The 10,406-nt window shown below is 64.5% G+C and carries 8 protein-coding genes; 1 reads left to right on the forward strand and 7 read right to left on the reverse strand.

The genetic code is table 11. From position 1 onward, the window contains the following. Positions 1 to 94: 94 nt before the first annotated feature. The 5 genes from HZR14_RS02480 to HZR14_RS02500 form a co-directional block, all read right to left on the reverse strand. Positions 95 to 1,153 carry a CNNM domain-containing protein gene (locus HZR14_RS02480; RefSeq protein ID WP_181691283.1) on the reverse strand — a complete coding sequence of 353 codons (1,059 nt, stop codon included), beginning with the start codon at positions 1,151 to 1,153 and terminating at the stop codon, positions 95 to 97. A gap of 184 nt (positions 1,154 to 1,337) precedes the next feature. After that, positions 1,338 to 2,126, reverse strand: coding sequence for a DUF7260 family protein (locus HZR14_RS02485; RefSeq protein ID WP_181691284.1), 789 nt, complete (start codon positions 2,124 to 2,126; stop codon positions 1,338 to 1,340). Positions 2,127 to 2,466: 340 nt separating this feature from the next. Continuing rightward, the gene (locus HZR14_RS02490) at positions 2,467 to 4,920 is read right to left on the reverse strand and encodes a DUF5059 domain-containing protein (protein WP_181691285.1); all 2,454 of its coding nucleotides are present in this window, start codon (positions 4,918 to 4,920) and stop codon (positions 2,467 to 2,469) included. Positions 4,921 to 5,130: 210 nt separating this feature from the next. Beyond that, complete coding sequence (locus HZR14_RS02495; protein WP_181691286.1) at positions 5,131 to 5,442, reverse strand: cupin domain-containing protein; 312 nt, start codon at positions 5,440 to 5,442, stop codon at positions 5,131 to 5,133. A gap of 319 nt (positions 5,443 to 5,761) precedes the next feature. Further along, positions 5,762 to 6,016: a hypothetical protein gene (locus tag HZR14_RS02500; RefSeq protein ID WP_181691287.1), complete on the reverse strand. Its 255-nt coding sequence runs from the start codon at positions 6,014 to 6,016 to the stop codon at positions 5,762 to 5,764. Between the two features lie 240 nt (positions 6,017 to 6,256). Between HZR14_RS02500 and uppS the strand changes: the two genes are divergently transcribed. Next, entirely contained in the window at positions 6,257 to 7,165 is a 909-nt protein-coding gene (gene uppS / locus HZR14_RS02505; protein WP_181691288.1) for a polyprenyl diphosphate synthase, read from the forward strand. Between the two features lie 42 nt (positions 7,166 to 7,207). On the opposite strand, the gene HZR14_RS02510 is transcribed toward uppS, so the two are convergent. Next, complete coding sequence (locus tag HZR14_RS02510) at positions 7,208 to 8,062, reverse strand: ZIP family metal transporter (RefSeq protein ID WP_181691289.1); 855 nt, start codon at positions 8,060 to 8,062, stop codon at positions 7,208 to 7,210. 195 nt (positions 8,063 to 8,257) lie between these two features. Continuing rightward, positions 8,258 to 9,661, reverse strand: coding sequence for a PAS domain S-box protein (locus HZR14_RS02515; protein ID WP_181691290.1), 1,404 nt, complete (start codon positions 9,659 to 9,661; stop codon positions 8,258 to 8,260). Positions 9,662 to 10,406: the final 745 nt, after the last annotated feature.

A 10,406-nucleotide genomic window follows, 5' to 3' on the forward strand; every position in this document is an offset into this window, starting at 1 on the left:
CACCCGTTCGGATGCTCGTGAACGATACCGCCGTCCGGCGAATCGGTGCGCGACGGTTCGCCGAGCGGGCCGATCGAGCAGCCGCATCGGGGTCTCACAGCCCGATATCGAGCGGGTCTTCGATCTCGCCCATCACCGCTTCGAGCGCGTCCGTTGCCGTAATCAAACCGACGACGGTCCCGTCGTCTGTCTCACACACGAGCGCGAGCTCTTGGTGTTGTTCTTGAAACGTATCGACAGCCTCACTGATCGGGGTCTCCGCTCGAAGGGTCATCGGTGACGTCGCGATCTCCTCGAACGTGACGCCACCGCGTCGAAGCTCGTCGATCCGATCGACGACCGTCGGTACATATACGATGCCTCGAAAGTCGGCCGGAGTGTCGCCGATCAACGGAAACCGCGTATGTGGGCTTTTTCCGATCCGACCGAGGTTGTCCTCGACCGTGGCGGTCGTCGAGAGGAACACGACGTCCTCACGATCGGTCATGACCTCGCTTACGGGGCGATCACCGACGGTGAAGGCGTTGAGTATCTCCTCTTTTCGTTCGGCGGTAAGATCACCTCGATCGAGTAACGATCCGAGCCGATGCCGAAGCTCCGCCCGCGACTCGACGCGGTCGGCTTCGGTGTCGAGCCATGCCCCGGTCATTTCGATACCGAAGAGTCGGAGCGTCCATTTCGCGACACTGTCGCCGATCACGATGACGGGATAGAGCAGTTTGGCGAACCAATACAGCGGTGTGGCACCGTATCGGGCGACGAGTTTCGTCCGTTCGACCCCGAGATAGGTGGGTGTCTGTTCGCCATGCGTCAGATGAAGGAGATTGATGATGAGAAAGGCGACGATTCCGCCGGCACCGATCGAGACGAACACCGTGTTCTCAAACATCGGATCGAGCAGGGAGGCCAACGCGGGTTCGGCGACGATGCCGACGGCGATACTCGTCGCGGAGATACCGACCTGACAGCTCGTGAGATAGATCTCGAGGTCCTGTGTCATCTCCCATGCCCGTCGAAGTCCGGGGGTGTCGAACTCGGACTCCGGGTACTGGCGAACGCGCGTCAGCGCAAATTCGATAGCGACAAAAAATCCGTTCGTCAGGATGAGCACTCCCCCGGCAGCCAGACGAAGGCTCACCTCGAGGCCGTCCATATGTCGACGTTTCTCGCGTAGGTGTCAAGCCTTTGGATTGGGTCGTTCGACGGGATCGAGGCTATAAGAGCGTTTTCCCGTCGTAGTCAGCGCAGCCCTCTCCATGTGATATCGTGGACGTCGAAACGACGTAGGCCTACACCCACGTGCTCGCCCGTTTCCGGCGTGGACGCTCGCGCATGCATCACCCCCTCCGAGTCAAGTGATCGCATACGGCTCGTTGATACTCCCTGCAGGCCGAATCGAGCTGTGCGGCCGCCGCCAACACCGGATGGTCGACCGGGAGTGCGTTATACAGATACGGCACGAGCCGCCGGTGGCGGATCCCGGCTTCGATACCGTTGTTCGTCGTCCGTTCGAAAAACGCCTGTCGGCGTCGGGCGAGCGCCTCACAACGGGCTCGATGGTCCTCGAGCGTCTCGTAGCGGAGCCTGAGTGCGTTGAATCCGATAGCGGACAACGGCGGCTCGTCGGATCTGACGATCCAGCCGGTGATCTCGTCCACGACGTCACCCGCGGCGTGTATCTGTTTTGTCTCCCGGTCGAGCGCCCGGTCGAGCGCCGCGGCTTCGGCTCGGCGGGCTTTCGTCTCGGTGACGATGGCCCGTTTGAGTTCGGGCGTGAACGATGCCTCTGTCGTCGGCGCGAGCGCCACCGCGATCGTCTCCGTGAACTCCTCTCGGATTGTCGTTAGCAGGGATCCGCCGTCGTCCGGATCGTCGACGCTGTGCGGACAGATCGTCTCCGCGAAGGCCGTCCGAACCTGCCGGCAGCGACTATCGGCCGCGGCGGTCACACACGGCTGCATTCCGGCGGCGGTAGTCACGCCGGTCGACGTGGTCGGGGTCGGGGCCGTCGAGACGTCCTCGATCCGACCGGCGAACGCGTCGAACGCGTCGATCTTGGCATCGACGGCCGCCTGTTCGTCCCGGACGCGCGTTCGAGCACGGTCGATGTGGGTATCGATGTTCATCTCATGTCTCCGGGTCGATGGGGGCGCTCACGGGTCCGTCCCGGCCGATAGCGTCGGCCGTCCGGGGTGTCAACCGCCAGTTCCCGCCGACGGCGGTGACCTCGACCGACTGCGGGAGCCGATTCGGCTGACGTCGTGACAGTCCTACAGTGAGCGGGAGTACGGGGAGGCGACCCCGGCGCTGCGAGTGCGTGTACCCGTCGATCCGGATCGCGACGGACCGGGGGCTGTCGTCGGGGGCGGCCGCACCGCGGGGACGCGTCGGATCCCTCGAAACGCGGCGATCCCGCCCACGCGTCTCGGTTCCGAAGCCGTATCGCGTACGTGCTTTGTGCGTTCATCAGCTCTCTTCGACGATCACCGTCCCGACCATCCCGGCGGCCTCGTGTGGCACACAGAGGTACTCGTGTGTCCCGGGGGTCTCGAAGGTGTGGACGTACGACTGTCCCGACTGGACGGCCCCCTCGCCGTTCTCCCAGCCGGTTCTGGCCGCCTCCTCGGATTCGAAGCCGCCGGAAGCCCAGTATGTCGCGTCCTCGGGGATCCCGTCCTCGTACGCGACCACGTCGTGCGGTTCGCCCGCGGCCCACCGCCAGGCGACCGTCTCGCCCACCGAGACGGTCAGCTCCGCCGGGTCGAACGCCACGGCCTGCATCTCGACGACGTGATCGGCGTCCTCAGGGACGCCGTCGACGACGTCTGGCCCGCCTTCGAGACCGTCGCTCGCGTCGTCGTGTTCGCCCTCCCGATCCGCTTCGACCGGTGCTTCGCCGGGAGCCCCCGCGACCGCGAACTGCGCCTGCAGGGACGCGTCGGCGAACCGTCCGGCCGCGGTCTGTGCGTCGCCTCCGGATTCGAGCGTATCGACGTAGCGTTCGAGCGCGTCCTCGAAGGACTCGTATGCCCCGCTGTCGGCCTCCTCGAGCGTATCGTGGACGGCAGCGTTCTCGAAGTGTGCAAAGACCTCGCTGACGACGGATTTCGCGCCCGATCCGCCGCCTCCCGCTGTCACGACCGTATACGTCGCGTCGGTCGCACGGTCCGTGGCCGTTCGCATCGCTTCGGTTGCTCCGTCGCTTCCGAGGCTGTCCCGTAGCGTCGTCATGGACTCCTCGAACGATTCGTAGGTCCCGTGGTCGGCTTCCTCGATCGCCTCGTGGAACCCACCCGCACCGGTCTCGAAGTGTTGGAACGCCTCCGTCGTGACCGTCCGCCCGCGCTCTGTCGACCCCAACCGATCGAGCACGACGGCGTCCCGAAGGCGTGCGGTGAGGTAGCCCGCCTCGACGCCGCCGACGACCGCCCGCGGGCCGACGGCCGTCTCGAAGGACAAAAGCGTCTCGCGGATGCCCTCGACATGGGCCGTCGCCGCCTCGTCGTCCCCGTTCTGGAACGCCTCGATGAGCGCTTCGAGATGCTCGTGTTCGAACACCTCATAGAGCTCCTCGTCGGTCTCCTCCAGCGCCTCGTGGAAGCCGCCGGCATCGGCTTCGAAGTCCGCAAACACGTCCCGCGCGATTCCGGCCGCCCGCTGGCCGTGGCCCAGCCGGTACCGTTCGTAGGCGTCCTCGATGCGTGCTTTGGTGTAGCCCGCTTCGAGGACCGCCGGACCGTCGCCGGTGGCCAGCGCCGCGATACCGTCTCTGACACCCCCTTCGACGGCTTCCGCGGCTTCGCTCACCCCGTCGTCGTCACCGCTTTCGATCGCCTCCCCCAGCGCCTCCAGTCCGTCCTCGAACGCCTCGTAGGTGTCGTGCTCCGCCTCTTCGAGCGCATCGTGGGCACGAGCCGTCTCGAACCGTTCGAGCGCACGCTGGACGAACGCGGCGGCCTCCTCGCTCCCGTTCTCGTACAGCCACTCCGCGTCTCGCGCGTGCGCTCTGTAATCGTTCAGCGCCGCCGCGTGGGCATAGGACTCCGAGGGACCGCCGAGGCGGCCGAGTACCGTCCCGTCCCAGCCACGGGCCTGGAGGGCGGCCATGTGGCCGGCACCCGCGACCGGGTCGCCCGCCAGCGCGTATATTCCCCGTGTCGCCGCGTCAAACGCCTCGTGTGCCGCCCGTGTCGCCTCCGTTGGTGCCGACACCGCGGTCTCCGCAGCACGGTCGAGTGCGTCGACGAACCGGTCCGCCGCCCCCGTATCCACCCCGGCGAGCACCTCGTAGTGTCCGTCCGCCTCGAACTCGGTGCCGATGTCGGAAAATTCGTCCTCAGCGCCGTCGTAATCTTCGAGTTCGAGGAGCACTGCGGCGTCTTCGACGCGTGCCCCCACTACGAGCACTGACAGCCGCTCGGCGACCGATTCGCTCGTCAGCGCGGCCTGTGCTTCACGGAGACGTTCGTCTGCTGTCCGCATCGCGTCGTGGGCACCCTCGAGGTCCTCCGCGTCGAGTCGCTCCCGGAGGTCACCGAGTGCGTCCTCGAAGCCCTCGTAGCTCTCCTCGCTCGTCTCCTCGAGCGTCTCGTGGGCGTTGTGATCGCCCGACGCGGTCTCGAACCGCCGGAAGATATCGCCGACGACACTCGCCCCCGCGGCGTACGCCTCCGCGCGGCCGAGAACGACCGGGTCCCGGAGTCGGGTCCGGATCGCGTTCCACTCCGAAACGACGGCGATATCGGCCGCGTCCGCCTCGGATTCCCGTTCCGTCTCCGAGTCGTCCGACGCCGAATCACGCTCCGCGCCGGAGGTCGTCCCTTCGTCTCCGTCGTTATCCCGTGTTTCACAACCGGCGACCGCGACGCTCGCAACGGCGGTCAGGCCCGCTCGAATCCAGGTTCGTCTCGTCTGTTGCATGTTTTTAGGCTAACCTAAAATATACAAAAGCGTTCCGGTTTTTAGGCCAACCTAAAAATCCGGCACGCGGTCCACATGTCGACCCCTGGAGTCGGCTTCTTTCACCCCAATGGTCGGATATTCTCACGTCGGTATAGTTCTCTCACGTCGGCACGGCGTTCTTACGTCGGCACGGCGTTCTCACGTCGGTATAGCCGTCAGCCGTCCCGCCTACGATTGGTCCTCCGACCGTGATGCCAAAACGATCACTGCTGTCGTCTCCTCGACGGCCCGGGGAGCGATCTCTTGGTCGCCATCAAAGTGGGCGATATCGCCCGCGATCAGTTCGTGTGTCCGGTCTCCGAGCTGTAGCTCGACCGTTCCCTCGACGAGGTAGAAGACGATCTCGCGGTCGGGATGTGCGTGGGGTGCGATTTCTCCACCCTCCTCGAGTGTGAGTCTGATCGTCTTCGGTTCCGTATCGGGGAACACGTTCGCGTGGGGCTGTCCGTCTAGTTCGTCGAGCGTTTGTATCGTGGTCATGGGTTTCGTGGATCGGTAGGCGGCGCGGTGGCGGGAGGCGCTTCCCGCCGTACCTCGGCATCGGTTTCACTATCGTGGTCGGTACCCGCGTCGGGGACACTCACGTCCGGACCGGCGTCGCGTTCGTCGAGACCGTCGCTGACGGCTTCGGCCCCGGAGCGGCGATGGATCGTGGCGTCACAGGGTGGGGTGTGGCCCGGCGTCGACGCCCCCGGCCCGGGGGAGCCGCGGCCGACCGCCATCCGGTCGCTACGGGACGCTTCGGCCGTCGGGGACCGCCCGTCGCCGTATGTCCCCTCCGTATCCGAACCGGTCGCCGTCACGCCGACCCCTCCGTCCGACAGATATCACAGCCGATGGACCAGACCGCGATGAGCGCGATCACGGCCGGTACGTGCGCGAGTATCAACAGCGGAAACACGAGCCGACCGAGCCCGACCGCGCTCCCGAGGGTGCGGACCCCGGTCCCGAAGACGGGAAGCGAAAGCACCGCTGTAAGCGTTATGGCTCCCCGAATAGAGAGGGGCTGGGCGTCGATCCTGCGATGGATGTGTTGGATGTGTTTACGTATCATGGCTCGTACACGTCTCCGAACGTGGGCGGCTGCGGTCTCGTGTCGATCCGTCCGTCGCTCCGTTTTTAGGCTGACCTAAAATCATACATCGAGGACTGAGGCGAGGCGTTTGAAAAAGGTTGCGTCGAATATATTTGTCGCGTCCGGATGGCGGCCCGAGCGCCGTCCCCGATAAGAACAACACTCCGCCGTCCCCGATAAGAACAACACTCATCCGTCAGGGCGGGCTACGGTCGAAGTATGCTCCAACGGGTTCGGGGGTTCGCACGCCGGCTGTACGAACGACTCCTCGAACGAGAGATCTCCGGCGTGCCCACACACGTCGCCGTCATTCAGGACGGAAACCGCCGTTATGCACGCGAGCACGGTGCCGAAACGACCGAGGGCCACCGCGCGGGAGCGGACACCACAGAGCGGATACTCGAGTGGTGTGCCGACCTCGGCATCGAGGAGCTGACCCTGTATGCGTTCTCGACGGAGAACTTCGAGCGCCCGCGGGAGGAGCGCGAAGCGATCTTCGATCTCATCACGAAGAAACTCCGAACGTTCGCGGACCGACCGGAGGTCCACGACCGTGGCGTCCGGATCCGGGCGATCGGGGAGATCGACAGACTGCCCGAGCGGGTCCGGGAGGCGATCGACTACGCCGAGCGGCGCACCGCCGGATACGACGCCTTCCAGTTGAACGTCGCGTTGGCCTACGGCGGCCGGGCCGAACTGCTTGGCGTCGCCCGCGACATCGCCGAGGAGGTAGCGGCCGGCGAGTGCGACCCCGAGGACGTGACCGTCTCGGAGATCGAAGATCGGCTCACGACGGGGCCGACACGGGCGGTCGATCTCATCATCCGAACGGGCGGTGCCGAGCGAACCTCGAATTTCTTGCCGTGGCATGCCAACGGCAACGAGGCCGCGGTGTGTTTCTGTGCACCCTACTGGCCGGAGTTCTCGCGGGTCGATTTCCTCCGTGCGATCAGGACGTACGAGTCTAGACGGGAGTCCTGGCGGCAGACGCGCGCCCGGCGGGCTGCGGCGCTCGTCCGGGCCGCTGGGAGTGGCGAGGCCGACGACGCGTCCGGTATCGCCGGTGTCCGAGCCACGCCGGAGGGCGACCCCGAGGAGTCGGGCGATCACGAGATGCCGGTCGGCTGATCGCGGGTCGGTTCGAGGTTCCGCCGCGTGTCCCCGAAGGCGTCAGCCGGCTAGTGCGATATCCAAGTACAACATGATAATGACGCCAGCCATGAGACCGAGCGTCGCCACGCGTTCGTAGCCGCTTCTGTGTGTCTCGGGGATGATCTCATCGGAGATCACGAACAGCATCGCACCCGCGGCGAACCCCATCGCGTACGGTAACAACGGCTCGACCGTCGCCACGGCGATGGCGCCCAGTACCGCCAGGGGAATCTCAACGACGCCCGCACGGATCCCGGCGACCACGGCGTACAGCCGACGGTCGAGGCCGGCGTTTATCGCCGCTACGGACACAGCCAGCCCCTCCGGAACGTTCTGGAGGCCGATCGCGATCATCAACGACAGCGCGCTGCCGAGTCGTGCTGGCTCCCCTCCGGCCGCCCCGAACCCGACACCGACGGCCAGCCCCTCGGGCACGTTGTGCAGCGTGATCGCAAGGACGAAAAGGACCACGCCAGCCAACCGCTCGTCGGTGACCGGGAGCGTTTCGTCCGGGCGCGCCGCGTCGCTTCGGCGGCTGCCGGTCAGAAGATAGTGCGCGTGGGGAACGAGTGTGTCCGCCCGGTCGAGAAATACCGCACCGATCGCGACCCCGATCAGCGTCGGGAGCGGGTTACCACCGGAATACTCCTCGATACCGGGGATAATGAGGCTGCTGAAGGCCGCCGCGAGCATCACACCGGCCGCGAATCCGAGCATCCCGTCCAGTGCGCGCTCGGATGGATTCCGCCAGACGAGGACGAGCGACGCGCCGAAGAGGTTCATCAACGCGATGATGATCCCCCCGGCGAGTGCCTGTACGACCGGCGACTCGCCGACGAGTCGAACAAAAACCGCTGTGAACTCGAACGGCATTACCTAACCCCTGCAGAAGGGAGCGGTTTATAAGTATGCATCCGTGCGGACGGGGCGTTTTCTGTCTCGATCGATACCGTCGGGGCTGTCGAACGCGTCTGTCGGGGTGGAGCGACGTATCGGACCACCGGCGAACGCCCGGTCGAGATCGGCGCTCGCCGGGACACGACGACGCCGGCTCAGCGTCGAAGGCCGTTATGTGCCAGCGAGCTCGACGCCCGTGATCTCGAAGCGTGCGCCGCCGCTAGCGCTCTCCGTGACTCGGATCTCCCAACCGTGGGTCCCGACGATCCGTTCGACGATGGCCAGGCCGAACCCGGTCCCGCCCCGCGACGTCGAGTGGCCCACCTCGAACACCTCATCGCGGTCGTCCTCGGGGACGCCGGGGCCGTCGTCGGCGACGTAGAAGCCATCGTCCAGCGTGCCGACCGTCACGGTCACGTCGTCGCTCCCGTGTTCGACCGCGTTCCGATAGAGGTTTTCGAACAGCTGTTCCAGCCGGCTCCCGTCGGATCGGATCGTTCGATCGGCCTCGACGACGAGCGTCGCGTCCTTCGTCTCGGTGTTCGCCCAGGAGCTGTCGGCCGCCGTCGCGAGCACGACCGGTTCGAAGTCGGCTGCACGCCCACCCCCGCGGGCGAGCGTGAGGAGATTCTCGATCAGGGACTCCATTCGGTCGTGCGCTCTTTTCGTATGCTCTAGGTGCTCGCTGTTGCACTCCTCGTGAGCGAGTTCCACCCGTCCCATAGCGACATTCAGCGGGTTGCGGAGGTCGTGGGAGACGACTGACGAGAACTGATCCAGACGGTCGTTTTGTCGCCTGAGCGTCTTTTCGAGCTCCTTTTGATCGCTGATGTCGGCCTGGATCGCAACGAAGGCGGAGACCTCACCGTCGTCAGTGATCGGCGAGATCGTCTGTGACGCGTGATACCGTTCACCGGACTTTCGGCGGTTGATCACCTCTTCGCTCCAGGTGTCCCCCGAGCGGATGGTTTCCCACAGCTCCTCGTAGTACTCCGGGGGCATCTCACCGGATTTCAGAATACGTGGCGTTCGTCCGATCGCGTTCCGTGGCTCGTACCCAGTCACGTCCGTGAAGGCCCGGTTGACGTACTCGATTGTCCCGTCCGGGTCGGTGATGAAGACCGCGTGTGCGGTCGCTTCGACGGCCCGTCTGAACCGCTCCAGCTGTTTTTCACGCTGTTTTCGCTCCGATATCTCCCGCGTATTGACGACGTACCGCCCCTCGGGCGTGGGATCTACCGACGCGATGGATTCGACCCATTTATATGTTCCGTCGGCCTGCTCGTGTCGATACTCGACGGCCCGGACCGCGTACTCCTCGCTGGAGGTGATCGTCTCGAAAGCGTCCACGACGTCCTCGCGGTCCTCCGGATGAAGGTACTCAAAGACCAGTGTTCCGACCAGTTCGTCCTGGTCAAATCCGTAGACCCGTTCGATCGAGGGGCTCTCGTATCGAATGGTACCGTCCTCGTCGAGCACCGTGAGGAGGTTCGTCGAGTAGAGCGGGATGGTGTCGAGTGGAACGTCGCGTCCGGGGGCTGCTGTCTTGTTCGGCTCCGATCTATCGTCTCCCATGCTTTGTCCTGTGAACTACGGTTTCAATCTCCGAGTGATCGGATATTGACGTCCTCCTCCACGTGAACGCGGAGAAATACGTTCTACAGTAGACATCGCAACTATGTACACATCGATCGCACTGCCGTCGTGCGATCGAGTATGTATCGTCTTCCGATCTCTACTATAGCATTCGTGTTCACCGCACCGGCGGTTCGGATACTGTCTCATTGGTGGCGGGCAGGCCGTGGTTCGAAAATCGAATATTTTCGCCATTATGAGAGAGCTCTGCCCTCTCGAACGACCTCCGAAGGTCGTTCGGTCTCGCTCCGTTCCGACCTAACCTTACATCGTATCATGCGGTGTCAATACTTGAAGCTACGGATTGGAAGCTCAGAGAATGGCATCCAACGGTGGTTTGTGTAGCGTATCGTCGGATTCATCTGGTGGCTCGGTCTCCCGTCATCACGAAATGGCTCCGCCGTCTCGGACGACCCCACGAAGGAATCATCGCGCTTCAGCACGGGGAGGATGTCAACCGTGTCGCGTCACGGAATCTATAGTAGAGATCGGAAGACAATACACACTCGATCGCACGGCGGCAGTGCGATCGATGTGTGACTCACGCTCCGGTGACGTGGTCTCGTCGCGGACGTATCGCCGGCAGGTTATACTGGTGGACGAAATCAAATGAAACGGCTCTGTTGAATCACTAGACAGCGGCGGGATCGGTCGCTAAATCAAAGGAATTGAAGCGGGAGGCTTC

It is taken from the genome of Natronomonas salinimetallica (assembly GCF_013839515.1).
Lineage (GTDB): Archaea > Halobacteriota > Halobacteria > Halobacteriales > Haloarculaceae > Natronomonas.